Source organism: Microvirga massiliensis (assembly GCF_001006805.1).
Taxonomy (GTDB): Bacteria; Pseudomonadota; Alphaproteobacteria; order Rhizobiales; family Beijerinckiaceae; genus Microvirga; species Microvirga massiliensis.
In genome coordinates this window covers 160643-184499 of sequence record NZ_LN811352.1, presented here as the reverse complement: position 1 = coordinate 184499, position 23857 = coordinate 160643, and the positions used below count along the sequence as shown (strand labels likewise).

The window sequence follows — 23857 nt, the reverse complement described above, 5'->3', positions numbered from 1 at the left end:
CTAGCCGGTTGCCGGGAAATGAGAAAGGGGCGGTGGCTGAACATCCACCGCCCCGTCGCTTTGGCCGCCTGCAATTTCCGAGAGGTGGCCCATCCGTATCGATCAGCTTCCGCTCAGGTGAGCAATCGGATCGACCGGCGTCTGCCCCTTACGGATTTCGAAATGGAGTTGGGGCGAGGTCACGTTCCCGGTCTGCCCCGACCTGGCAATCACCTGGCCGCGCTTCACACGCTCTCCGCGCTTGACCGACAGCTCGCCATTATGAGCGTAGGCTGAGATGTAGCCGTTTTCATGCCGGATCAGGACGAGGTTGCCGTAGCCTTTCACCTCGCTGCCCGCATAGGTCACGGTACCGGCCTCGGTCGCCTTTACGGGCGTACCCTCCGGAAGCGCGATATTGATGCCTTCGTTGCCGCCATTCGATCCGAACCCGGCAATGACGCGGCCGCGAGCAGGCCAGCGGAAATCGGTCGGAGGAGCCGCGAGGCTCGCCGTCTGCTCGACTTCGGCCGGCTTTGTCGGCTCAACCACTGCAGCCGTGGCAGGCTTGGCGACGGGGGCCTCGACCCTCGCCACTGCGACGCGTGCCTCTGCGGGCTTCTCGACCGCCTTTTCGACCGGTTTTGCCGCCACCACTTGGGTAGCGGCCGCAGGTTGCGGCGCGGGCGCTTTTGCCACTGCCGGAGCCGCAGATGCCTTCGGGGCTGTCGTCGCGACCACCGGAGTTGCTGCAAACGATGCCTTGACGGGCTTGGCGGGCGCTGATGCAGCCGGCTTCGCACTTTCCACGAGGCGGAATTTGGGTTGTGGCACCGGGGCGGTCGGACGTTGTGGCGGAGTCGATGCGGCTACTGCGGTGCGCGAAGCAGCGGTGCTGTAGACCGGAATCGTGATCTGACGTCCTGCACTCACTTGTCCGGCATGCGACAGACCATTCGCTGCGAGGATTGCTGAACCTGGCACGCCGTAGCGCCGTGAAATGGCGTTGAGATCGTCGCCGCTGGCGACCGTGACGGGCGTTCCGCCGGTTGCGGTCCAACCTCCCGTGCCCGATGCAGTTACCGGTGGCGACACCGGATTGCGTGGTGCAGCAGACGGCTGCGACGCGAGCGGGGGCAGAGCAGCCGTCTGCACCGGTGCGGTAGGGACGGCAGCGACCGCAGGTGCCGGAGGCGCCGACTCCCATGATGTCGAGGGTGGCGGCGTCTGATGCGCAGTCGTCGTTGCAAATGGATTCGAGAACGGGTTCTCGGCGAACCGCACCGTGTCGGAACTACACGCTGAGGCCGCACCGCCGATCAGGACGACGAGAGCGAAACGAGAAACAGCCCCCAAACCCCGATCACCAACGCACACGCTCATGTTAGCCCCACCGACACGCGATACTGATGTTGGTGATTAAGAGGTATTCAGGTTAAGCAAGCGTTTCGTCGCAGGGTCCGGATGTAAATTTCGGCAGTGGTGACGCGAGATTCTCTCTACGCGAGGCGAGATCAGAGAGCCGCCGACCGGCCGGCCAGCAACGGAGAGAGTCGGACCGATGAGCCCACCCATTCACGCGGCCCTTCATCCGTTTGCTCGATCCGCACGAGACGAGGTCCCTGGTCGGTTACGACGGCGCCGACGAGGCATCCCTTTGCCGCAAGACGCTCGACGAGAACGGCTGGTATCGTCGGCGCAACCCCATTGACGAGAATACGATCGAACGTTTCGGTGCCGGGCGGAGCAAGGCCATCGCCGAGTTCGACGGTGACGCCATCCTCCAGGCCCGCCGCCTTCAGTTGTCCGACCGCAGCTGCTGCAAGGGTCTCGAATCGCTCCACCGTCTTCACTTGCCCACCGAGCCGTGCGAGAAGAGCTGCCGTGTAACCGCTTCCGGTACCGACCTCCAGAACCCTGTTGCCCGGAAGTACGCCGAGGCGGACCAACATCGCGGCGACCGTCCCAGGCGCGGTCATCGTCTGCCCACAAGGAAGCGGAAGCGCGAGATCCCTCCGCGAAAGATCCGCGAAGCGTCGCGGCGCAAAGACCTCGCGCGGCACGAGTTCCATGGCCCGAAGAACGCCCGTGTCGCCTACGCCGCGTGCCCGCAGCGAGAGGATGAAGGACGCCGCCCCGATCGCATCCGACACCCGCCTTCTCTCCGCCCCCCCACTCGACACCGGCTCCTCTCCTCCGCGAGGCACAGCTACCCGGAGATACATGCCCTCAGCACAGGGCCTGCGCGAACCGCGTCAGCGTCGGCTCGTCCGTCATGTCGAGTCTCAGGGGCGTCACGGCGATTCGGCGGTTCTCGATGGCCCAGAGATCCGTGCCGTTGCTCGAGACTGTTCGGCGGCGCTCGAAAGCGATCCAGTAATACGGATTTCCGCGCCCGTCCCGCCGTTCGTCGAGGCGGAGGAGTTCCTGATTGCGCTGGCCCTGGTTGACGACGGCGGCCCCCTCCACCTCGGAGGGTTCGCAATCCGGGAAATTGACGTTGACCAGAATGCCGCTCTCGATCCCGACCTCGAGGATCCTCCGGATGAGTCCGGGGCCGTGGGTGGTCGCGCAATGCCAGCGAACGGCAGCACGCCCACCCGGGCCGGAGGCCTGGGAGAGTGCAATAGAAGGAACGCCCAGGATGGTGCCCTCGATCGCTCCTGCAACCGTCCCCGAATAGCTGACGTCCTCGGCGACGTTCTGTCCCCGGTTGACGCCTGACAGCACGAGATCCGGGCGCGACTCCTGCATGATGTGGCGGACCGCCATGATCACACAATCGGTCGGCGTTCCCTTGACCGCGAAACGCCGATCGGAAAGCTCGCGCAGGCGCAGGGGATCGTTCAGCGAGAGCGAATGCGACACGCCGCTCTGGTCAGTTTCCGGAGCCACGATCCAGACATCGTCGGTGAGCTGACGCGCGATCTCCTCAAGCGCCTTCAAGCCGGGTGCATGGATCCCGTCGTCGTTCGTGCAGAGAATACGCATATTCAGGAGTTCCGTTCGATACGTCGGAGACCGCCCATATACGGTATCAGAGCCGACGGAACCGTTACGCTGCTATCCTCATCCAGATAGTTTTCGAGGACTGCGATCAGGGCGCGGCCCACTGCGACGCCCGATCCGTTCAGCGTGTGCACGAAACGCGGCCCCTTGCTGTCACGAGGACGGTAGCGGGCGTTCATCCGACGCGCCTGGAAATCGGTGCAGACCGAGCAACTCGAGATCTCACGGTATGTCCCCTGCCCTGGTAGCCAAACCTCGATGTCGTAGGTCTTGGCCGAAGCGAAGCCCATGTCACCCGTGCACAGTGTGACCGTCCGGAAAGGCAGCTCGAGCCGTTTCAGGACATCCTCCGCGCATGACAGCATTCGCTCGTGCTCATCGGCAGAGCTTTCAGGTGTCGTGACCGAGACGAGCTCACACTTCCAGAACTGATGCTGCCGCAGCATTCCCCTGGTGTCACGGCCGGCTGCGCCGGCTTCCGAGCGGAAGCAAGGCGTCAGGGCCACGAAACGCATCGGCAGAGCATCTTCTGCGAGAATGCTCTCACGGACGAGATTGGTCAGTGGGACTTCGGCCGTTGGAATGAGCCAGAGGCCCTCTCGCGTCCGGAACATATCCTCGGCCGCCTTGGGGAGGTTCCCTGTTCCGTATGGAATCTCGTCGCGCACCAGGAGCGGAGGAGCGATTTCGGTATAGCCATGCTCCTGGGTGTGCAGATCGATCATGAATTGTCCGAGGGCCCGCTCGAGCCGAGCCAGGGCCCCGCGAAGCACGACGAAGCGGGATCCTGAGAGTTTGCTCGCCGCCTCGAAATCCATGAGGCCGAGGCTTTCGCCGATCTCGAAGTGCTCCCGCGGCGAGGTCAGTGGACGTGGCGTGCCGAAACGGTGCCGCTCGACATTGCCGGTTTCATCTGTTCCGACGGGCACGTCCGGCTTGGGCAGGTTTGGAATGACCTCGAGCGCCTGCTCGAGCTCGAGACCCGCCATACGCTCGGCTTCCTCAAGTTGAGGCACCCTCTCCTTCAGGTCGGCGACCTCGGTCATGAGGCGTTGAGCCCGGTCCTCATCGCGCGCGGCCTTTGCCTGACCGATTTCCCGGGACGTGGAATTGCGGCGCTCGAGGGCGGCCTGCAATTCGGAGACCGCGTGCTTGCGACGATCGTCGAGACTGATCAATTCGGCGGAAAGGGGGGCGAGCCCGCGGCTGCGCAGCCTTTCATCAAAGAAATCTGGATTCTCGCGGATGAAGCGGATGTCGTGCATGGAATCTGCTGTCGCCCCGGCCGCATTCTGCCCGTCCAGCAGCGCGGCTTCGCCGTGTCGAGTCGCCGAGCGGGTAGAAGACGGCGGTTGACGCGCTCAGCCCGCCGCCGCGCGGGCAGCCTCGGCTGCCGCTCGCTTCTTCTCGACCATACGGACCGATAAGATGGAGGCCTCGTAAAGAAGCAACGTCGGGACCGCAAGGGCGAACTGGCTGATCACGTCCGGTGGTGTCAGCACGGCCGCGAGTATGAATACCACGACGATGGCATAGCGCCTTTTGGACGTCAGAAACTGCGCATCGATGATGCCGGCGCGCGCAAGCAGCGTGAGAATCACGGGGAGTTGGAAGCAGATCCCGAACGCGAAAATGAGCGTCATGATCAGCGAGAGATATTCGCTGACCTTCGGGAGGAATTCGATCGATGGAGTGTTTTCCGTCGCAAGCTGCTGCATCCCGACCGAGAAGCGCATCAGGAGCGGCATCGCGATGAAGTAGACCACCATCGCACCGATCGTGAAAAGGATCGGGGTTGCGACGAGATAAGGCAGGAACGCTTTTCGCTCGTTCCGGTAGAGCCCTGGAGCAACAAACTTGTAGATTTGGGCCGCTATCACCGGGAACGCCAGGAACCCGGCTCCGAAGAAGGCGACCTGGATCTGAGTGAAGAGATATTCGAGGCCATGCGTATAGACGAGATGCGCCTTTTCGGGCGACCCGACAGCGTTGACGTAGGGCCAGACGAGAATGTTGTAGATGTATTTCGCGAAGCCGAAGCACGCGAAGAACATCACGACGAAAGCGACGAGCGCCTTGATGAGCCGCGCTCGGAGTTCAATGAGATGTTCGATGAGCGGAGCGCGGGAAGACTCGATCTCGTCATCATCCGCGGTCGTCATTCAAGTCTCTCGTGGTTCTCTCGGCCGCCTCTGTCCCGGGGGCCTTGGATTGTTTCTGTAGATCGGCCGCTTCATCGATGGCACGGCCGACGGCCTCCGTCGGATCATCGACGGGAGGAACGGAGACCGAAGGCAGCGCGACGGAGGTTTCGGCCGGCGCGGCCGGACTCGTTTCGTCTCGCGCCTCGGAGGCGGGCACGGAAGCGTTGCCGGAGGGGAGCGACGGCGCCGAGGCCGACCCGGTTCCCTCGACTGCGGATTTGAGTTCGCTCCGGATGCTTTCGACGGGGTTCAGCGATCCAACGGACTCGTTCATGCCTTGGATCTGCTTCCGCACATCGTCCAGCTCGGCCTCTCGCATAGCTTCGGCGAACTGACTCTGGAACTCCCCCGCCATACGCCGGACTTGGCCGATCGTTTTGCCGAGGGTACGTAGCGCCTTTGGAAGATCCTTTGGACCAATGACGATCAGCGCCACGGCGCCGACCACCATGATCTCACCCCAACTCAGGTCCAACATGACGAGGTCTCGAGCCTCTCAGCCGGCAACGGCCAGCGCCGTACCGGGAGGCGAGTTCAGCTGATCTTTCGATCCGTTCCGACCGGAGTTGCGGCAGCAGGCTGTGAATTCTGGTGCTCGATGGTCTTGACCGGCTCGGTCGACGAGGGGCTGCTGGCGGTCGGGGTATCGTCCTCGCTCATGCCCTTCTTGAAAGCCTTGATGCCCTTGGCAACGTCTCCCATCATTTCGGATATCTTGCCACGGCCGAAAAGCAGCATGACGATCAGTCCAACGACGATCCAGTGCCAGATACTCGCGCCACCCATTGGGATCCTCCTGCGCCAAACAGGCGCGGTACAGGTATTCGAACTCGCGGCCAACCTAAGGATGTAGCGCGGCGAAAACAAGGACTTCGTGAGGGTCCACGTCCACTCCGACGTCATGTCCGGGTGTCGCTGGTGTCGCGGTCCGCAGCCTGGCCTGGATCGGCCGATCCAGGCCCTGCACCGCCAAGTGGACGAGGTCCACTTCACCCAGGAAGCGCCGCGAGACAACTCGCGCCGGGAGGCAGAATCCGGGCGGGCGAAGGCGAATGCCCTGTGGACGGATGCAGACGACCGCCGCGGTCCCCTCCGGCAGGTGCGCAGCGGGGAAGACGCCGATCGGAGTCGATACCCGGCCGCCCTCCACAACGGATTCCACCTCGTTGAAGTCGCAGAAGAACCGTGCCGCGAAGAGATCGGCGGGACGCAGATAGAGATCCTCTGCGGATCCATGTTGGACGATCATTCCGGACCGCATCAGCACGATCCGGTCTGCAATCCGCATCGCTTCCTCGGGATCGTGGGTCACGACGATGGTCGTTGCACCGATCTCCCGCAGGATCGCGACCGTTTCATCCCGAACCGCATCTCGCATGCGACGGTCCAGATTCGAGAACGGCTCGTCCATGAGCAGGACCCCGGGGCGCGGCGCAATCGAGCGTGCCAGCGCAACGCGCTGCTGCTCGCCGCCAGACAGAGTGTGAGGGTATTCTGCAGCGGCTCGGTCGAGGCCGACGCGGCTCAAAGCCCTGCGCGCCGCGTGCTCGACCTGATCCGCCGGGAGTGCCCGCAGGCCGAACGCTACATTCTCCAGAACGGTGAGATGCGGGAAGAGAGCATAGTCCTGAAACATCAGTCCGATGCCGCGCTCTTCAGGCGCCATGAAGGCGTGCGGGCCCGTGACCTCCCGCCCGTCCATCAGCACCCGGCCGGAGGTCGGAGATTCAATTCCTGCTGCGACGCGCAGAAGAGTGGTCTTCCCACATCCTGAATGGCCGAGGAGACAGACCAGCTCGCCGGGGCGAATGGAAAGCGAGATGTGGTCGAGCGCTTTCAGATCGCCAAATCGCTGAACCACATCCTCGAAGGTAAGCTCTGCCGGAATGGCAGCACCGGTCGTCCCCCGCTGTCCCCAGCGAGGCAGACGAAACCGGTCACGCGTACGGGATACCACACCTGTTACTCCGCGGGCGGCTCGCTCGGCTCGCCCGGATCCTCTGAAGCCAACTCGAGGGGTTCGTACGGGTCGTCACTCTCGAGTGGATCCTCATCCTCGCGCAGTTCCTCGGAATCCGACGGAACCGGAACCGACATGCCTGGAGGGATCCGGCCCTCCAGCAGACCAGCTCCCTTGAGCTCGTCCAGGCCTGGAAGATCCTCGATGGCATCGAGCCCGAAATGCTCGAGAAATTCGCGCGTTGTGCCGTACGTGACGGGCCGGCCAGGGGCCTTGCGGCGGCCACGCAAGCGAATCCAGCCAGTCTCGAGAAGCATATCCAAAGTGCCCTTCGAGGTTGCCACGCCCCGAATTCCCTCGATCTCGGCCCGAGTCACCGGCTGGTGATATGCGATGATCGCGAGCGTTTCCATGGCCGCCCGGGAGAGACGCCTCGGCTCGACGACATCGCGAGCGAGCACGAACGAGAGGTCACCGGCCGTCCTGAAGGCCCACCGACCGGCAACACGCACGAGATTGACGCCCCGGCCCGAATAGAGTGCCGTCAGGTCGTGCAAGACGGCCTCTACATCGGCACCCTCGGGAAGCCTGCTCCGGAGGTCATCCGCGCTCATCGGTTCGGACGAGCTGAACAACAGAGCTTCCGCAATCCGAATCGCCTCGTGGTGATCCGGCACGTCGCCGGAATCCGTGACGATCTTCAGAGCTGGGGAGTTCACGCGATTCTCCATCTCAGGACTCCGACGGTGCGGAGGCCTCTCCGGGTCCCACCCAAAGGGGAGCGAACGGCTCGTCCTGACGCAGAGTCAGGCGACCCTCCCGAACGAGCTCGAGGGTTGCCGAAAGCGCAGATGCAAGCACGGTCGGGCGCATTTGCGGCTCCACCACATACCGCACGAGATACTGATCCAGCGAAACCCAATCTGTCAGATGCCCGACAAGTCGTTCGAGCGCCTGGCGGGCATCTACGAGCGACCAGACGACGCGCCGGTGCAGCACGACTTTCGCGCTGAACTGGCGCTGCCGCTGTCGCGCATAGGCCGCAAGCAGGTCGTAGAGGTTTCCTTCCCAGCGGGGGGGTCGCCGCAATTCGATCGGTTCCGGAGCACCACGCGCAAACACGTCGCGTCCCAACCGTTCCCGCTCACCCAGGCGCAGGGCCGCCTCGCGAATGGCCTCAAGGTGCTGCAAGCGCTCCGTGAGCGCGGCAGCAAGGTCGTCGGCGCTCGGCTCCTCTCCCTTCGGAGGCTCGGGCAGAAGGAGCCGGGACTTCAAATAGGCCAGCCATGCCGCCATCACGAGATAGTCGGCTGCGAGTTCAAGCCGCAACCGCCGGGCTTCCTCGATGAACGCGAGATACTGTTCTGCAAGTGCCAGGATCGAGATCCGATGCAAATCCACCTTCTGGCGCCGAGCCAGCTCGAGAAGCAGGTCGAGAGGCCCCTCGAAACCGTCGACGTCGACCAGAAGCGCCGGTTCGCTCTCGGCTCGCTCGGTGGGTGCAACGTCTTCGAAAGCTCGTGGATCTGCCATCAACAACCGCACCTGCGGGAAAAACGCTCTGCCTATGCCACTGCCGCAAGCGCTGCGTCGAGGCGAGCCCGAGCATCCGCGGCATCGAATGGCTCGGGGGCGTGCCGGATTCGCCTGAGCGCGTCCTCGGCCCGGCGGAGCGGCAAGCCCTCCAGCGGCGGTGCAACCTCTGCCACTTCTGTCATCTCGTCGAGCCGGCCGTTGCAGTGGAGGACGACATCACAGCCAGCCTTCAGTGAAGCCTTGGCGCGATCCCCCAAAGTGCCGGTGAGCGCCTGCATGGACAGATCGTCGCTCATCAGGAGACCATCATAGCCGATCGATTCCCGGATGACTTCGGTGACGATCTTTGGAGACGTCGTAGCAGGCCTCTCCGGGTCCAGCGCTGTGTAGACGACATGCGCTGTCATCGCGAGCGGCATATCGGCGAGCATCCTGAAGGGTAGAAAATCGTGATTCTCGAGTTCGGCTCGCGACGCCTCGACGACGGGGAGAGAAAGGTGGCTATCTGCGCCTGCGCGGCCATGGCCCGGAATGTGCTTGATGACGGGACATACGCCGCCGGCAAGCAGCCCCTCTGCAGCCGCTCGGCCGAGGATCCCCACCGTTTCCGGATCCGTCGCATAGGCCCGGTCGCCGATCACGTCATGTGCGCCCGGAACCGGGACGTCGAGGACCGGAAGGCAATCTACGTTGATCCCGACCTCGAGCAGGTCATGGGCCATGAGCCTGGCGCCGATCCGGGTCAGTTCGCGACGCAGAAGGTGATTGTCGTGGTGAATGCCTCCGTAGGCTGATCCCGCCGGGTAGCGGGGCCAGTGAGGCGGGCCCATGCGCTGGACGCGCCCGCCTTCCTGATCGATCAGGATCGGCGCATCGCGCCCTACTGTCTCGCGCAAACTGGCGCAAAGGGCTCTTACCTGAGCGGGCGTTTCGATGTTCCGCTTGAAGAGGATGAAGCCCCACGGGTCGACTTCCCGGAAGAACGCCCACTCGTTGGGGCCAAGATCCAGGCCGGCACAACCGGCTATAAAGGCGCGAGCACTCATATGCGCGCCTTAAGTCTGGGGATTCAGTGGGTCAAGGACAGGAGAACCGGTGTCCCACGATTCCGCATCGGCCTGGGCCGATCGGGGGTGCCGCATCATCGGCGGCACCCTGCACCCTGACTTCGAGGAATGCTCAGTTCTTGGCCACGAAGCACTGCCCGCCCTGACCCTGAATCCGCGAGCAGAGAGAAGACGCGTCATCACGAGACATCGGGCCGACCCGAAGCCGGTAGATCGTGTTGCCGTTGACTTCCGCCTTGCGGATGATCGGCGAGAGCGTCGCGAGCTCCGCGTATTTCTGTTGGAGCCCAGGGAATGCGGATCGCGCCTCGGCTTCCGTGGTGCGCACGGCGAGCTGAACCGCGAAGCCTCCGCTCGGGGCCGGTGCGCTCGCGGCGGGAGGTGACGCCATCGCAAGTGCCGCAGGGTCAGCCGACGCGACGCGCTGCGGAGCAGGTGCCGGATTCTGGGTCGAAGCACCACCTGCACTGCTGGAGGCGGTCGCTCGTGGCGTTGCACTCGCCGGAGGCGGAGCAGGCTGTGCTGCGGGCGCCTGGCGCGCCTGAGCCGATCCCCCCGTCGCCGGCGCGGTCTGCGCCGCGGCGGGAAGCGCCATTGAAGGAGGTTGCGTCGAGGACGCTCGGCGTGGTGCTGCCGGCTCGTCCGTCACGGGCGTGCCATCGGGACGAATCGTGATGGTACGAACCCGCTTGGGCTCGCCGAGGTTCAGGCCATTGCCAGCCGGGGCGCTGATCGTGGTTGCGCCCGTCGATTCGGCGCTGGCGCCCTGTGCATCACGGACTGCCTGCTGGACGTCGACCGGCTGTTCCTCGCGATTGACGACATGCGTTTTCCCGTCCTGCGCGGCCCCGTAAATCTCCTTGTTCTGGTGAGGAATCTCGACTCCGCCAGGCGTCTGAGGCTCGACTTTGACGGGTTCCTGCGATGCCTTCACGAGAGGAGGCTCGCCTCCGCTCGAGAACGTTCCGGTCCCCTGCCCGATCATCCAGTACCCGCCGCCGACGAGAGCTACCGCTCCGAGGAGGGCTCCGGCTGCTACGAGGCCCTTCCTGGATCGGGTTGGCTGCCGACCGACTGGTTCATCGACATCGGCGTCGTATCCATAAGGCTCGGCATAGGCCTGGTCTGCGGAATAGGGTGCTCCGTAATCCGGGGCAGAGTAATCCGACGCGGAAAAGTTGTCGGGCTGATCCTCGGAAGGCATCGGAGCCGGGTAGGGCTGCGTTCCGCCCATGCCAGGGCGGGCATACTGCTCAGGAGCGCGGCTCGCGAAGATATCGTCCAGATCGGCTTGCGTATGGCTTCGTGCCGCAGGCCGCCCTCGCGAGAGAATGTCCTGGAAAGGGTCGTCCTGGCCGACGATTCGCGCGAGCTCGGCCAAGGGATCGTTGCGCGACGGTGATGCCGTTGGAGGTGTCGATTGGGCACTCGCAAGCTGACGCTCGATATCATCGAGATCGACGGCGAAACGGGGTTTTACAGATTCGCTCATTACGCTTGACTCCCGTGGCGGCCCGTCGGGACCGCTTCTCGCGACATCACGAGACCTGGCAAAGGCGCGCAAATACCCGCCGATTGCGCCTATCGCATCTCGTCCGGTGCCGTGACGCCCAACACTGAAAGGCCCGAAGACAGAACCCCCTTGAGGGCTCTCACGAGAACGAGCCTCGCCTGTGTTGAATCTTGATCAGTCTGATTAACAAACCGTAATTGAGGCAAGTCTTTGCCCTTGGTCCAGAGTGAATGGAACGAGCTGGCAAGATCGTAGAGGAAGAACGCGACCCGGTGCGGCTCATGAGCTTCGGCGGAAGCCTGAATCACGCGGGGGTACTGCGCGATCTTCCGGGCCACATCGATTTCAGCATCGTCAACCAGAGCGGAAAGATCAATTTCCCCAAGCTGTTCCCTGGGTTTGTTCGCGCCCGGCATGACCTCGTCCGCCTGGCGAAGCACGGATGCGCAGCGGGCGTGGGCATACTGGACATAGAAGACCGGATTGTCCTTGGACTGCTCCACGACCTTGGCGAGGTCGAAATCCAGGGGAGCGTCATTCTTGCGAAAGATCATCATAAACCGGACGGCATCGCGTCCGACCTCGTCGACGACATCGCGCAGTGTGACGAACTCTCCTGCTCGCTTCGACATCTTCACGGGCTGCCCGCCACGCAGAAGCTTCACCAGCTGGCAAAGCTTCACGTCGAGCTCGCCCTCCCCGGCCGTGACTGCACGGACTGCAGCCTGCATTCGCTTGACGTAACCGCCGTGGTCGGCTCCCCAGACGTCGATCATGAGCGGGAAACCCCGCTCGAACTTGGACCGGTGATAGGCGATATCGGCAGCGAAATAGGTGTAGGAGCCGTCGGACTTGAGAAGCGGACGGTCTACGTCGTCGCCGAAGGCCGTGGCCCGGAACAGCGTCTGCTCGCGATCTTCCCAATCCTCGACGGGCTGTCCTTTCGGAGGAGCCAACCTTCCTTCATAGACCAGGTCGCGGGACCGGAGATCCTCAATGGTCAGCTTGATCTCGTCCTGTGCCCCTGTCGTGAGGGAGCGCTCCGAGAAGAACACGTCGTGGCGGATATTCAGCGCGGCGAGGTCGTTCCGAATCATTTGCATCATCGCCGCGATCGCGAACGACCGGACCTCCGGGAGCCATTCCTCCTCTGGCCTGTCACGAAGAGCTGTGCCGTACTTCTCCGCGAGGGCCTGCCCAACGGGAACGAGATAGTCGCCGGGATAAAGACCCTCCGGGATCGGGCCCACCGTGTCGCCGAGCGCCTCGCGGTAGCGCAGGAAGGCGGACCGTGCGAGGATGTCGACCTGCGCTCCTGCATCGTTGATGTAGTACTCGCGGGTAACGTCGTAGCCGGCGAATCCGAGGAGATTCGCCAGAGCATCGCCGAATACCGCCCCCCGTCCGTGCCCGACATGCATGGGGCCGGTCGGATTGGCAGAGACGTATTCCACGTTGACTCTGCGCCCGGCGCCCTGCCCGCTCCGCCCGAAGAATTCTCCATCCTGAGCGGCCCGGCGGAGCACATCGTGCAGGATGGTGGGAGCAAGCCTGATATTGATGAAGCCGGGGCCCGCCACCTCCGCGGATACAACGCTGGGATCCTCCCGCAGCTCGGCGGCGATCAGTTCGGCGAGCGCTCGCGGGTTCGTCCCTGCGTCCTTCGCGAGGACCATAGCGGCATTGGTAGCAAGGTCTCCGTGGGTCGGGTCGCGCGGTGGCTCGACGATAACGCGGCGCATATCAAGGCCGGCGGGAATGGCCCCTCGCTCCGCAAGCCGCTCCAGGCTTGCGGTCACCCGGTCCTCGAACAACGCAAAAATATTCATCTGGTACGCCCCGAAACTTGGGCGCCTAACGCAGATCCGGGGTGTCGTCAAACAGCCGACGGTGCTCCATTACGGCGAAGGGATCCGTCATCCCCGCGATGTAATCCGAGACCCTCCGAGCCCTCCGTGCCGGATCTTCCGGGAGCTCGTTTCGCCACTCCTGGGGGAGCGCAGCGGGATCGTCGCAGAAGCGGTGGAAGAGATCCCGCACGATCCGATCGGCATGCTGCCGCACCTCCATGACCTTGGGGTGCCGGTACATATGGGGGTAGAGGAACTGCTTGATCGCGGCATCGGCCCCCCGGAGATCCGGCGAGAAAGCGATCACCACGTCCTGCGCACGTCGGATATCCTCCGCATCCGACGGATCGAGGGCCGAGATCCGCCTAGCACTCTCGGCCAGCACGTCCTCCACGAAGCGGGTGATCACCCGTCGTGTCACTTCGTGGATGCGGCGTGACAAGTCGAGGTTGGGGTGGAGTGCATCGATCTCACGAAGGAGGTCGTCCAGGAAAGCGGCTTGCCTCAGCTCTTCGATGTCGAACAGGCCCGCCCTGAGGCCGTCATCAATGTCATGGGCATTGTAGGCGATATCGTCGGCGATAGCCGCGGCCTGCGCTTCTGCGCCAGCCTGCGAGGCCAAGTCGAGGTCCTGCAAGGCGTTATATTCCAGAATTGCCAGAGGAAGGCCGCGTTCGGCGTATTTGCCGACCGGCCGTCCATCCGCCTCCAGGAGGGGGCCATTGTGTTTGACAAGGCCCTCCAGCGTCTCCCAGGTCAGGTTGAGACCGTCGAAGTTGGCATAACGGTGCTCCAATCGGGTCACGACCGTCAGAGCCTGTGCGTTATGGTCGAAACCTCCGAAGGCCCGCATGCATTCGTTGAGCGCATCCTCTCCGGTATGACCGAATGGGGTGTGTCCAAGGTCATGGGACAGCGCGAGAGCCTCGGCGAGGTCCTCGTCGAGTCCAAGAGACCGCGCCAGAGCCCGGGCGATCTGGCTTACCTCGATCGTGTGGGTGAGCCTCGTCCGGTAGTGGTCCCCCTCGTGATCGACGAAGACCTGTGTCTTGTGCTTAAGGCGCCTGAAGGCCGACGAGTGAATGATGCGGTCCCGGTCACGCTGGAAGTCGCTCCGGGTGGGCGACATCGGCTCCGGATAGAGCCGGCCCCGAGTCCGCGCAGGGTCGCACCCGTAAGGCGCCCGCCATCGCTCGCCAAAGGGCCTCACGGCAATTCCCCGGGTTGAAGCCACCTGAATCGGCCCTTACCTTGCAATGCGATACTGGATCAAGCCGGGATATCGATGGACGGGATCAGCCTCACAGAACGGGCGGCGCGCCGAATCAAGGACATCATGACGACCGAGCCGCCGGGTTCCATGCTTCGGATCTCGGTGAACGGGGGTGGATGCTCGGGGTTCCAGTATTCCTTCGAAATCGACCGGAGTCGCCAGGACGAGGACGTTCTCATCGAGCGGGATGGCGCTGCGGTGCTCGTCGACCCGGTCTCCCTTGAATATATGGGGGGGTCGGTCATCGACTTCGTCGACGACCTTATCGGGCAATCCTTCAAGATCGAGAATCCACACGCCACTGCTTCGTGCGGCTGCGGCACCTCTTTTTCGATCTGACGGGGAAAACCCGGCTCTCCGCTTGGCTCGACGTGCAATGCGCTCGGCTTCCCCCTATCGTCGCGCGGGGGAGAGATCATCATGCGTGGAAATAGGCTTAGGGCCGCGCTCCTGGTGAGCGCAGCTTGCTTTGGTGTTGCCATTACACGTGAGGTCCCTTGGACCTCGGGAGAAATCCGCCTCCAGTACGGCGGCCTCTCGTTCGAGGTGCAGAGCATCCGGGGTGTGTTGCTCCCGGCCGCCTTCGCGCAGAGTTCCTCTCCCGTCATCCTCAACGACGTCACGGTCGCATTCGGGCCCCTGACATACCGGGCTCCGCGCATCGAGGTCATCGGTCTGAAATCCTCCCCGGCCGATCTCCAGAGGCTTTTCGATCCGACCGCGAAGGAGCCGTTAGCCGAACGCATCGCGAAGCTCGAAGCGGAAGAAATCAGAATTCCCGAACTCATCGTCTCCCAGGACATCGCTGGCGTCGAGCAGCGGGGGGAGATGAGAAACTTGGCCGCACGCGGCATCGTGGGCGGTCAATTCGGGTCGATTGGCGTGGAGGCCGCCTTCACGGAGATGAAGGGCCCGCAGGGCCGCGCGGTCGCAACGCAGGGCCGCATGGTCGTCGAGAATTTGGACGGGCCATGGCTGGCGAGAGTACTGACCGAAAAGTCGTCCTCCGACCTGATGGCGCGCGTTTATGGCCGGATCTCAATCGAGAACATCGTGCAGACGGGCGATCAGGGCATTCTCCGCATTGAGCGGCTCACGGGCCGCGACTTCGTGGCGCGACGGACATCGGAATCCCTGCTCGGGACCCTGTCGGAACTTCTTCCATTAGCCGAAACCGGCCAGGCCTCGCCGCCCGAGGCAACGCGCGTCCTCACAATGATCGGAGATCTCGGGGGCGTATTCGAAGCCCGCGAAGTGGAAATCTCGGGCATCGAAGCGACCTCCGATGCAGGTGCTATGGCGTCCTTCGGGATGCGCATCTCCCGCATTGGCTATCGCGGTGCCTTGGACGGCGCCACCGCCGAAGCCAAGCTCGAGAACCTCTCGGTCGAGACCCCCGATGCCACCGGTACGGTCGCCGCCATCACGCTCACGGGCTTCTCGCTCAAGCCGACCTTTGCAGGTCTGCGTGAGCTCGGCGGACAGGACCTCGACAATCTTGCGCCAGAAGCATTTCAAAAGCTGCTCCCGACTTTTGGCGGGATCCGGGTTGAAGGGGTGGCGGTCGCCCCGCGTCAGTCGAGCGCCGGTCTTGATGGGGATAGCGGGCGGTTCTCGATATCCACCGTCGAACTCGGCGCAAGCGAGCCCGTCGACGGTGTTCCGACGAGCGTTCGGATTGCCGTCGACGGGCTCGCTGCGGCTCTGCCGCGCGCGAGCGACCAGGAAGGGATCAAGACACTTCTCGATCTGGGCTATGGCTCCTTCGACGTCTCCTTCGCGTCTGCCGCCAGTTGGAATCCGAGCTCTCGCGATCTGGTTTTGCAGGATCTCACGTTCAACGGCGCCGGAATGGGAGCATTCACGGTGCGCGGTGTGCTCGGAAATGTGTCGGGCGAGGCATTCGGCACCGACACCGCTCTCGCAACGGTCGCCCTCATGGAGGCCACCCTGCGCAACCTCGACGTGAAGCTCGTCAATGGCGGCCTGCTCGACAGGATTCTCGAGCGTGAGGCTCGCCAGCGCGGCAAGACCGTCGAGGCCGTACGCCGGGAATATGCTGCTGCCGTCGGCATTGCGCTTCCGGCCTTTCTCGGCAGTTCCGAGCAGGCGAGAGCCCTCACCGGAGCCGTGGCGAGATTTGTCGCCAAGCCCGGGCGCCTGACCGTGAGCGCCCGTGCCAAGGATCCGCAAGGTGTTGGCCTTGCGGATCTTGCCGGGTCGGGCAATCCTACGGCAGCGCTCGACCGCCTCGAAATCAAGGCGGCAGCTCAGGAACCCTGATCGGGTCAGATCTGAGCAGCCGGCCGCGATTGTGCTTCGACGACTGCGACTGCGGTGATGTTCACGATCCCGCGGGCAGTCACCGACGGCGAGAGGATATGAGCCGGCTTCGCCGGTCCGATGAGGATCGGACCGACTGGGAGAGCATCCGCCAAGGCCTTCGTGAACTGGAAGGCGATGTTGGCGGCGTCCAAGTTCGGCATGATCAGCACGTTCGCGGCGCCCTGAAGGCGGGAGCCCGGGAACACGCGCTCACGAGTGATCTCCGATAACGCGGTGTCAGCCTGCATTTCTCCGTCGACCTCAAGGTCGGGAGCACGCTCACGAAGGAGCGCGAGGGCATCCCGCATCTTGCATGCAGAGGGCGTATCTGCCGAGCCGAAATCCGAATGAGAGAGCAGAGCGATGCTCGGAGATAATCCGAACCGCCTCACATGACTCGCACAGGCGATCGTCATGTCCGCGATCTGCTCTGCGCTTGGGTCCGGCTGAACGTGGGTATCGGCCAGGAAATACACGCCCTTCGGCGTAATTACGAGAGACATGGCGGCAAGCGCCCGTGCAGCTGGGGCGAGCCCGATGATATCCTTGATGTGCTTCAGGCGGGAGTCGAACCTCCCCTCCAGGCCGCAGATCAACGCGTCGGCATCCCCGCGCTGCACGGCGAGCGCTCCAATCACGGTCGTGTTCGTGCGCACCAGGGTCTTCGCCGCATCCGGCGTGATACCCTTGCGCCCTGCAGCCTCGATGTAGGTCGCGACATAGTCGCGATAGCGGGGGTCATCCTCTGGATTCACGAGCTCGAAGTCACGACCGGGCTCCATCGAGAGTCCGAAACGCTTCAGCCTCGCCTCCACGACGGCCGGGCGCCCAATCAGGATCGGACGTGCGATCCCCTCCTCGATGATCGCCTGGGTAGCGCGCAGCACGCGCTCGTCCTCGCCCTCGGCATAGATCACGCGCCTCGGATCCGCCTTCGCGCGGGCGAAAAGCGGCTTCATGATGAAGCCCGAGCGGAACACGAACCGGATCAGGGAATCGGCGTAGGCTGCGAGGTCCTCGAGGGGTCTCCGTGCAACCCCGCTCTCCATCGCGGCCTGTGCGACAGCGGGAGCGATGCGCAGGATCAGGCGAGGATCGAACGGGCTCGGTATCAGGGAGTTGCGTCCGAAGGGATGCGCCTCACCCCCATAGGCACGGGCGACCACATCGGACGGCGATTCCCGGGCGAGAGCGGCGATCGCTTTCACCGCCGCAGTCTTCATGGCCTCGTTGATCGTCGTCGCGGCGACGTCCAGTGCACCCCGGAAAATATAGGGGAAGCAGAGGACGTTGTTGACTTGGTTCGGATAATCCGAGCGACCCGTGCAGATCATTGCGTCCGGCCGAGTCGCTTCCGCGAGCTCGGGCATGATCTCGGGGTGGGGATTGGCGAGAGCGAGCACGAGCGGATTCGGCGCCATCCGGGCGAGGTATTCCGGCTTGAGCACGCCGCCGGCTGATAGCCCGAGAAACACGTCCGCATCGCCGATCACGTCGGCCAGAGTGCGTGCATCGGTGTTCTGGGCATACACTCCTTTCCATCGGTCCATCAGCACCGGGCGGCCTTCGTAAACGACCCCTTCGATATCGGTCACCCAGATATTTTCGCGCTTCGCCCCGAGAGAGACGAGCAGGTTGAGGCAGGCCAGGGCGGCGGCCCCTGCCCCGGACGTCACGATCTTGACGTCCTCGATACGCTTGCCCGCCAGTTCCAGCGCGTTCGTCACGGCCGCGCCGACGATGATGGCGGTTCCATGCTGGTCGTCGTGAAAGACCGGGATACCCATCCTGGCCTGGAGGCGCTCCTCGAGTTCAAAGCACTCGGGTGACTTGATGTCCTCGAGATTGATCCCACCGAAGGTCGGCTCGAGCGCCGCAATAATGTCGACGAGGCGATCGACGTTCCTCTCCGCGAGCTCGATATCGAATACATCGATACCGGCAAACTTCTTGAACAGAACCGCCTTCCCTTCCATGACCGGCTTGGACGCCAGGGCACCGATGTCTCCAAGACCGAGCACGGCGGTGCCGTTCGAAATGACGCCGACGAGATTTTGCCGGCTGGTAAGGAGCGCAGCCTCTTCGGGGTCTTCGAGAATCGCCTGGCATGGAGCAGCCACTCCGGGCGAGTAGGCGAGAGCCAAATCGCGCTGATTTCCCAGTGGCTTCGTAGGTTGGATTTCGAGTTTTCCGGGCCTGGGATGGCGGTGGTAGAACAGCGCCCCTGATTTCAGGTCTTGTGAGATGTTGTCGACCATCCCGTGCAATCTCCCTTGGGGCACCAACAAACGCCCTTGGTGGGCCGTTGTGCTCGCTTTCGACGCATGCCGTCAACGGGCAGGCGTGTCCCAGTGAAACCGTTCCGCTTCCTTCCCCGGAACTGGCGCAATCCGCACAATGAGACGCGCGTTCATCTGGCCCGCCAGATCCGGCGCTACGGCTTCGAGATCGGTGCCTTTACCTATGGCGCTCCTAAGGTCCGCTTCCCGGAGACGGGGGCAAGACTGAAGATCGGACGCTATTGCTCGATTGCAGACGCCGTGGAGATCTTCCTCGGCGGGAATCACCGAACCGACTGGATATCGACGTATCCATTCTCGGCCTTACGTGATCGATGGCCCGAGGCGCCCCGGGGGCGAGAGGTTCACGTGACGCGCGGCGACGTGACGATCGGGCACGATGTGTGGCTGGGCTCCGGCGCGGTCGTCCTGTCGGGAGTCTCGATCGGGCATGGCGCCGTGATCGGTGCACGTGCGGTCGTGACCCGGGACGTGCCACCTTATGCGATCGTCGCGGGAAACCCGGCCAATCAGATGCGGCTGCGCTTCAATGAGGCGTCAATTGCACGCCTGCTTGAGGCTGCCTGGTGGGATCTGCCTCCCCAGCTGGTCGGCGAACTCATCCCGCTGCTGCAAAGCGCCCGCATCGAGGAACTGGCCGCGAGAGTTGCCGAACTGCGAGCTAAAGAGAGCAGTGTGGCTCTCTCATGAGCTACCGCTCCGCCACGACGAGCCACTGCTTCGCCAGGATCTCGTCCAGGCGACCGGCACTCGCTCGTGACAGGAACCAGCGCCCATCCGGGAAGCGCCAATGCTGAACCGATGTGGCGGCCACGACACTTAGATCGGCGCCGGTCGCAAGCTCGACGGCCGTCCTACGAACGAAAAAGCGCAGATGCGTCCGATCGAGGAGGCCCGCCTCGCGATAAATGAAATCGCCGCGCGTAGTGAGGCGCCAGACGAACTTCCAGTTCCTGATGTTCGGAACCGAGATGATCAATCGCCCACCCGGCCGCAGCAGCGCCGCAAGGCGCCGCGTCATCGACCATGGATCGACCATGTGCTCGAGAACATCGAGGCACAGGACCAGATCGAGGGATCCGGCAGGAATTTCCGCCTCCAGAGGCGCAGCCGCGGCATCGCCAACCCAGACGCGGTCGAAAGCATGCGCGGCCTGTGCGGCAACCTCTCCGACATATTCGATACCGCCTGCCCAGGCGAGCGACCGCAGGCTGCGCACGGCCTCGGTCGTCGCGCCCGTTCCGCATCCCACGTCGAGAACGCGCTCGACGCGCTCCGGCAGCCAGGGCAGGATTTCGGTCCTTGCGGTGCCGTAATAGCGCTCCGTCATGAGACCGCCGCACCGTCGTCTGCGATAGCGATCGTTGCGTTCGGCGGCGTCGGTTCGCCCAGGACGAGCGGAACCGCCGGATCGTCCAGGCCGGCTGCTTCGAGTGCCTTCCGGCCCCGCAGGAAGTCCAAGGCACCAGCTGCCGAACCTGCGTAGCGCTCGATCCGCGATCGGTTGAAGCCTGCGCAGGCTCCGATTGTCTTAAGGCTGTTCATCATGAAGACACGAGGAGCGGGATTTGGGAGCCCGTATTTTCGTGCGACATAGGCCTGCGACCACGCGAGATGCCAACGAGACCGGAATACCCTGCCGGGCTCCGCTCGGGTCGACCGGCCGCGCTGGTGTTCGACCACCGCCGCAGGAACGAAGATCAGCGCCGGGCTCCTCTCCGCAATTCGGCGGCACAGATCGTCATCTTCGTAGAACAGGAAGATGTTCTCGTCGAATCCTCCGATCTCGAGGAAGAGAGAGCGACGAACCAGAAAGCAGGCTCCAGAGAAGAACGGAGCACAGGCGTCGGCCTCCGGAATCGCAAGATGGCCCTTCGGGTTCTGAAGATATGGCGCAAGGAGCGAGCGCGGCTGGAAGAACACGCGCCCGTCCGGCTCGACGATCTTTGGTGCGAAGAAACCGGCTTCCGGATAGCGACGGGCCGCATTCAGAAGTTCCGCCACACACCCGGGTTGGACCACGACGTCCGGGTTCACGATGAGGAGAAACTCGCTGAGAGCGGTTCGCGCTCCGGTATTGTTCGCTCGACCATAGCCTTCGTTGCGGGCGTGCCGAACGACAGTCGCGCCATACGCAAGCGCAACATCGACGGAATCATCCCGCGACGCGTTGTCCACGACAATGGAAGGGACGCCAGCCTGCTTCAGCGCATCAAGACACGACGGCAGCGCATGCGCGCTGTCGAAGGCGACTATGATGGCCGTGATGAAGCTCATTTCTCCGGAAGGTTGAGCCTGATGTGCAACTCCCGCAGTTGCTTCGGCGTGACGGCCGATGGCGCACCGAGCAGAAGATCCTCGGCCCGCTGGTTCATCGGAAACAGCGTGACTTCGCGCAGATTGATGGCGCCGCACAGGAGCATCACGATTCGGTCGATGCCTGCTGCCATTCCGCCGTGCGGAGGCGCGCCATAGTGGAAGGCGCGATACATACCTCCGAACTTCTCTTCCAGCACACGCTCGTCATAGCCCGCAATAGCAAAGGCCCTCCGCATGATGTCGGGCCGGTGGTTGCGGATTGCGCCGGATGCAATCTCGAACCCATTGCACACTACATCGTACTGATACGCCGTAAGAGACAGAATCCGGTCGCGGTCTTCCGCATTCAGGGCGAGAAACGCATCGGGCTCGATCGCTGGCATCGAGAATGGATTGTGGGAGAAGTCGATCTTCTTCTCATCCTCGTTCCATTCATATTGCGGGAAATCGGTGATCCAGCAGAGGGCGAATTGATCCTTGTCGCCGAGGCCGAGTTCGTCCCCGATCCGCACCCTTGCCTTTCCGGCGAGAGCGGCTGCCTTGGCGGGCTCCCCTGCCGCAAAGAAGACAGCGTCACCCGCCTTGCAGCCGGATATTTTTGCAATCTCAGCCTGAGCTTCAGGCGGGACGAACTTTGCGATCGGGCCGCGCCCAGCGAGCTGCCCACCGGCATCTTCGAAGACGATGTAACCCAGGCCAGGAGCCCCCTCGCCCCGCGCCCAGTCATTCATCTTGTCGAAGAAGGAGCGCGGCTGAGCAGCGGCACCCGGAGCGGGAATGGCCCTGACAGCGCCTCCAGTCTTCAGCAGAGACTTGAAGGCATTAAAGGTCACCTCCTCGCGACCGAAGACCTCGGAGACATCGCTGATCACGAGAGGGTTCCGGAGATCCGGCTTATCGGAGCCGTACTTTAGAATTGCCTCGGCATACGGGATGCGCAGGAATACCGGCGTCACGGGCTTGCCTTCGGCGAATTCCTCGAAGGTCCCTCGGATCACGGGCTCCATGGCCTGGAACACGTCTTCCTGTGTGACGAAACTCATCTCGACGTCGAGCTGGTAGAACTCGCCCGGGAGCCGGTCGGCACGTGGATCTTCGTCCCGAAAGCAGGGCGCAACCTGGAAGTACCGGTCGAATCCCGCTACCATAAGCAATTGCTTGAACTGTTGCGGCGCCTGCGGGAGGGCATAGAACTTTCCGGGATGCAGCCGCGACGGAACGAGGAAGTCGCGGGCTCCCTCGGGAGAGGATGCCGTCAGGATGGGTGTCTGGAACTCGGAGAAGCCCTGATCCTTCATGCGGTGGCGGAGAGAGTCGATAATGGCGCCGCGCTTCATGATGTTCTCGTGAAGCCTCTCCCGGCGCAGGTCGAGGAACCGGTAGGTGAGCCGGGTTTCCTCGGGATATTCCTGCTCACCAAAGACCGGCATCGGGAGCTCGGCCGCGGGGCCGAGGACTTCCATATCGGTAATGAAGATCTCGATCATCCCGGTCGGAAGGTCCGGGTTCTCCGTGCCAGCCGGCCGGCGCCGCACCCGGCCATCGATCCGCACGACCCACTCCGCGCGTGCGGTTTCGGCGAGCTTGAAGGCCGGGGAATCAGGATCAGCAACGCATTGGGTCAGCCCGTAATGGTCACGCAAATCGATGAAGAGCACCCCTCCATGATCGCGAATGCGATGGCACCAGCCTGAGAGGCGGACGGTTTCCCCCTCATGGGACTCGCGGAGCGCGCCGCAGGTGTGGGAGCGGTAACGGTGCATGGGATCCTGCTTGCTGGATGAAGCCGGCACCATTCACGCGAGCAAGGGGATGTCAAGGCAGCCCTGCCGATCTCGACCAGCTACACAGCGCCATAGGCGCAGGCGCGCTCTTACGACGCTCGGTCGAGCGCTTTTCGAAAACCTTCGTGACTGCGGCTAAATCCTAGGCGCTCGTAGAACCGGTGGGCATCCACGCGCCGCTTGTTCGAAGAAAGCACAAGGGAGTTCGCTCCCCGTTCTTTTGCGACGGTCTCGGCATAGGTCACCATACGCCCTCCGATACCCTGTGACCGAAGGCCCGAGGCGACCTGCACCCCTCCGAGACGCATCACCAAGGCGCCCCGGCCCGCGATCGTGGGAATGAACGTCAACTGACAGCAGCCGACCACCTCCCCGTCCAGTTCCGCGACGAAGAGAAGATTGTCGGGGCTGCGCCCGATCGCGTCGAATGCGGCCTCGTATGCGGCGCTGTTCAGGCTGGTCCAGGCATCTCCATGCCCGCCGAGATCGTCCTCTGCGTGGAGGCGGACGATGGACGGGAGATCGGCGCGCTTGGCCTCCCGAATGAGCAGCTTCACAATGCGCTCTCCGAACGAAGTGGCTGGGCATGGACCCGGACGACGCTTGTGCGAGAGAGTGGAGGGCCGGGCGTAGATGGTCAACCATACCGTCTACCCCGGAAGGGCATGGGGGCGCGTCTCGTGCCGGGCCAGGTTGCGCTGACGCCGGCCGGACAGAGAGGATGCGACATTACGCCAA

At 63.5% G+C, this 23857-nt stretch carries 22 protein-coding genes; 3 read left to right on the top strand and 19 right to left on the bottom strand.

What is annotated here, in order from left to right:
* Nucleotides 1-102 precede the first annotated feature (102 nt).
* The 14 genes from BN1233_RS09780 to BN1233_RS09715 form a co-directional block, all read right to left on the bottom strand.
* Nucleotides 103-1362, bottom strand: coding sequence for a peptidoglycan DD-metalloendopeptidase family protein (locus tag BN1233_RS09780; protein ID WP_046863393.1), 1260 nt, complete (start codon nt 1360-1362; stop codon nt 103-105).
* A 131-nt stretch (nt 1363-1493) separates the two neighbouring features.
* Entirely contained in the window at nt 1494-2132 is a 639-nt protein-coding gene (locus BN1233_RS09775) for a protein-L-isoaspartate O-methyltransferase family protein (protein ID WP_046863392.1), read from the bottom strand.
* Between the two features lie 76 nt (nt 2133-2208).
* The gene (gene surE / locus BN1233_RS09770; protein WP_046863391.1) at nt 2209-2970 is read right to left on the bottom strand and encodes a 5'/3'-nucleotidase SurE; all 762 of its coding nucleotides are present in this window, start codon (nt 2968-2970) and stop codon (nt 2209-2211) included.
* A 2-nt stretch (nt 2971-2972) separates the two neighbouring features.
* On the bottom strand, nt 2973-4253 hold the full coding sequence (gene serS / locus BN1233_RS09765; protein ID WP_046863390.1) for a serine--tRNA ligase: 1281 nt from the start codon (nt 4251-4253) through the stop codon (nt 2973-2975).
* Between the two features lie 96 nt (nt 4254-4349).
* The gene (gene tatC, locus BN1233_RS09760; RefSeq protein WP_046863389.1) at nt 4350-5150 is read right to left on the bottom strand and encodes a twin-arginine translocase subunit TatC; all 801 of its coding nucleotides are present in this window, start codon (nt 5148-5150) and stop codon (nt 4350-4352) included.
* The gene (gene tatB, locus BN1233_RS09755; protein ID WP_063776617.1) at nt 5134-5670 is read right to left on the bottom strand and encodes a Sec-independent protein translocase protein TatB; all 537 of its coding nucleotides are present in this window, start codon (nt 5668-5670) and stop codon (nt 5134-5136) included. The genes tatC and tatB overlap by 17 nt, the downstream gene beginning before the upstream one ends.
* Nucleotides 5671-5726: 56 nt before the next feature.
* Nucleotides 5727-5978, bottom strand: a complete 252-nt coding sequence (locus BN1233_RS09750) for a twin-arginine translocase TatA/TatE family subunit (protein ID WP_046863388.1) — start codon at nt 5976-5978, stop codon at nt 5727-5729.
* A gap of 55 nt (nt 5979-6033) precedes the next feature.
* The gene (locus BN1233_RS09745; RefSeq protein WP_187144270.1) at nt 6034-7149 is read right to left on the bottom strand and encodes an ABC transporter ATP-binding protein; all 1116 of its coding nucleotides are present in this window, start codon (nt 7147-7149) and stop codon (nt 6034-6036) included.
* Nucleotides 7150-7154: 5 nt separating this feature from the next.
* Nucleotides 7155-7883, bottom strand: a complete 729-nt coding sequence (gene scpB / locus BN1233_RS09740) for an SMC-Scp complex subunit ScpB (protein WP_082145331.1) — start codon at nt 7881-7883, stop codon at nt 7155-7157.
* 1 nt (nt 7884) lies between these two features.
* Nucleotides 7885-8685: a segregation and condensation protein A gene (locus BN1233_RS09735; RefSeq protein WP_046863387.1), complete on the bottom strand. Its 801-nt coding sequence runs from the start codon at nt 8683-8685 to the stop codon at nt 7885-7887.
* 32 nt (nt 8686-8717) lie between these two features.
* The gene (nagZ, locus tag BN1233_RS09730; RefSeq protein WP_046863386.1) at nt 8718-9734 is read right to left on the bottom strand and encodes a beta-N-acetylhexosaminidase; all 1017 of its coding nucleotides are present in this window, start codon (nt 9732-9734) and stop codon (nt 8718-8720) included.
* Nucleotides 9735-9867: 133 nt separating this feature from the next.
* A complete protein-coding gene (locus BN1233_RS09725; RefSeq protein ID WP_046863385.1) occupies nt 9868-11247 on the bottom strand; it encodes an SPOR domain-containing protein in 1380 nt (459 codons plus the stop codon).
* Between the two features lie 89 nt (nt 11248-11336).
* Nucleotides 11337-13097, bottom strand: coding sequence for an arginine--tRNA ligase (gene argS / locus BN1233_RS09720; RefSeq protein ID WP_046863384.1), 1761 nt, complete (start codon nt 13095-13097; stop codon nt 11337-11339).
* A 25-nt stretch (nt 13098-13122) separates the two neighbouring features.
* Complete coding sequence (locus tag BN1233_RS09715; protein ID WP_046863862.1) at nt 13123-14334, bottom strand: deoxyguanosinetriphosphate triphosphohydrolase; 1212 nt, start codon at nt 14332-14334, stop codon at nt 13123-13125.
* Nucleotides 14335-14403: 69 nt separating this feature from the next.
* On the opposite strand from BN1233_RS09715, the gene erpA reads away from it, so the two are divergent.
* Nucleotides 14404-14730 carry an iron-sulfur cluster insertion protein ErpA gene (gene erpA / locus BN1233_RS09710; RefSeq protein ID WP_046863383.1) on the top strand — a complete coding sequence of 109 codons (327 nt, stop codon included), beginning with the start codon at nt 14404-14406 and terminating at the stop codon, nt 14728-14730.
* A gap of 81 nt (nt 14731-14811) precedes the next feature.
* Nucleotides 14812-16674, top strand: coding sequence for a hypothetical protein (locus tag BN1233_RS09705; RefSeq protein WP_048707639.1), 1863 nt, complete (start codon nt 14812-14814; stop codon nt 16672-16674).
* Nucleotides 16675-16679: 5 nt separating this feature from the next.
* On the opposite strand, the gene BN1233_RS09700 is transcribed toward BN1233_RS09705, so the two are convergent.
* Nucleotides 16680-18974 (bottom strand): NADP-dependent malic enzyme, encoded by a 2295-nt coding sequence (locus BN1233_RS09700; RefSeq protein WP_046863381.1) that lies wholly within the window; start codon nt 18972-18974, stop codon nt 16680-16682.
* Between the two features lie 93 nt (nt 18975-19067).
* Between BN1233_RS09700 and BN1233_RS09695 the strand changes: the two genes are divergently transcribed.
* Nucleotides 19068-19706, top strand: a complete 639-nt coding sequence (locus tag BN1233_RS09695) for a CatB-related O-acetyltransferase (RefSeq protein WP_244470658.1) — start codon at nt 19068-19070, stop codon at nt 19704-19706.
* Between the two features lies 1 nt (nt 19707).
* On the opposite strand, the gene BN1233_RS09690 is transcribed toward BN1233_RS09695, so the two are convergent.
* From BN1233_RS09690 to BN1233_RS09675, 4 genes are all read right to left on the bottom strand, one after another.
* Entirely contained in the window at nt 19708-20346 is a 639-nt protein-coding gene (locus BN1233_RS09690; RefSeq protein WP_048707637.1) for a class I SAM-dependent methyltransferase, read from the bottom strand.
* Complete coding sequence (locus BN1233_RS09685; protein WP_063776616.1) at nt 20343-21293, bottom strand: glycosyltransferase family 2 protein; 951 nt, start codon at nt 21291-21293, stop codon at nt 20343-20345. The genes BN1233_RS09690 and BN1233_RS09685 overlap by 4 nt, the downstream gene beginning before the upstream one ends.
* Nucleotides 21290-23098, bottom strand: coding sequence for an aspartate--tRNA ligase (gene aspS / locus BN1233_RS09680; protein ID WP_046863379.1), 1809 nt, complete (start codon nt 23096-23098; stop codon nt 21290-21292). Before aspS ends, BN1233_RS09685 begins: the two co-directional genes overlap by 4 nt.
* Nucleotides 23099-23208: 110 nt before the next feature.
* Nucleotides 23209-23676, bottom strand: a complete 468-nt coding sequence (locus BN1233_RS09675; protein ID WP_244470657.1) for a GNAT family N-acetyltransferase — start codon at nt 23674-23676, stop codon at nt 23209-23211.
* Nucleotides 23677-23857 lie beyond the last annotated feature (181 nt).

Coding starts and splice junctions, on each gene's coding strand:
- aspS (WP_046863379.1), bottom strand. CDS start 23,098: ATGCACCGTTACCGCTCCCACACCTGCGGCGCGCTCCGCGAGTCCCAT.
- BN1233_RS09685 (WP_063776616.1), bottom strand. CDS start 21,293: ATGAGCTTCATCACGGCCATCATAGTCGCCTTCGACAGCGCGCATGCG.
- argS (WP_046863384.1), bottom strand. CDS start 13,097: ATGAATATTTTTGCGTTGTTCGAGGACCGGGTGACCGCAAGCCTGGAG.
- erpA (WP_046863383.1), top strand. CDS start 14,404: ATGGACGGGATCAGCCTCACAGAACGGGCGGCGCGCCGAATCAAGGAC.
- tatC (WP_046863389.1), bottom strand. CDS start 5,150: ATGACGACCGCGGATGATGACGAGATCGAGTCTTCCCGCGCTCCGCTC.
- BN1233_RS09735 (WP_046863387.1), bottom strand. CDS start 8,685: ATGGCAGATCCACGAGCTTTCGAAGACGTTGCACCCACCGAGCGAGCC.
- surE (WP_046863391.1), bottom strand. CDS start 2,970: ATGCGTATTCTCTGCACGAACGACGACGGGATCCATGCACCCGGCTTG.
- BN1233_RS09690 (WP_048707637.1), bottom strand. CDS start 20,346: ATGACGGAGCGCTATTACGGCACCGCAAGGACCGAAATCCTGCCCTGG.
- tatB (WP_063776617.1), bottom strand. CDS start 5,670: ATGTTGGACCTGAGTTGGGGTGAGATCATGGTGGTCGGCGCCGTGGCG.
- serS (WP_046863390.1), bottom strand. CDS start 4,253: ATGCACGACATCCGCTTCATCCGCGAGAATCCAGATTTCTTTGATGAA.
- BN1233_RS09705 (WP_048707639.1), top strand. CDS start 14,812: ATGCGTGGAAATAGGCTTAGGGCCGCGCTCCTGGTGAGCGCAGCTTGC.
- BN1233_RS09700 (WP_046863381.1), bottom strand. CDS start 18,974: ATGGTCGACAACATCTCACAAGACCTGAAATCAGGGGCGCTGTTCTAC.
- nagZ (WP_046863386.1), bottom strand. CDS start 9,734: ATGAGTGCTCGCGCCTTTATAGCCGGTTGTGCCGGCCTGGATCTTGGC.
- scpB (WP_082145331.1), bottom strand. CDS start 7,883: ATGGAGAATCGCGTGAACTCCCCAGCTCTGAAGATCGTCACGGATTCC.
- BN1233_RS09780 (WP_046863393.1), bottom strand. CDS start 1,362: ATGAGCGTGTGCGTTGGTGATCGGGGTTTGGGGGCTGTTTCTCGTTTC.
- BN1233_RS09750 (WP_046863388.1), bottom strand. CDS start 5,978: ATGGGTGGCGCGAGTATCTGGCACTGGATCGTCGTTGGACTGATCGTC.
- BN1233_RS09725 (WP_046863385.1), bottom strand. CDS start 11,247: ATGAGCGAATCTGTAAAACCCCGTTTCGCCGTCGATCTCGATGATATC.